Raw genomic sequence first — 212 nt, 5'->3', positions numbered from 1 at the left:
TATTTGGAGTTATCATGAGAGCTATCGTTTTGATTCTTTGCGCCGTTTTATTGAATGGCTGCTTGGGCATGCCCGAATCAGTAAAACCGGTGTCGGATTTTGAACTGAACAACTATTTAGGCAAATGGTACGAGGTTGCTCGACTCGATCACTCCTTTGAAAGAGGTTTAAGTCAGGTTACTGCGGAATACAGTGCTCGAAATGATGGTGGT

At 43.4% G+C, this 212-nt stretch carries 1 protein-coding gene; it reads left to right on the top strand.

The annotated features are described in order from the left end of the window. Positions 1–14 precede the first annotated feature (14 nt). Positions 15–212: lipocalin family protein (locus GOU96_RS18575; RefSeq protein WP_324702146.1), on the top strand; the 198-nt coding region annotated here is incomplete at its 3' end.

The organism is Vibrio sp. R-1 (genome assembly GCF_035615595.1).
Taxonomy (GTDB): Bacteria; Pseudomonadota; Gammaproteobacteria; order Enterobacterales; family Vibrionaceae; genus Vibrio; species Vibrio cholerae.
Note: the sequence above shows the minus strand (reverse complement) of the source record. Positions and strands in the feature narration are given on the sequence as shown.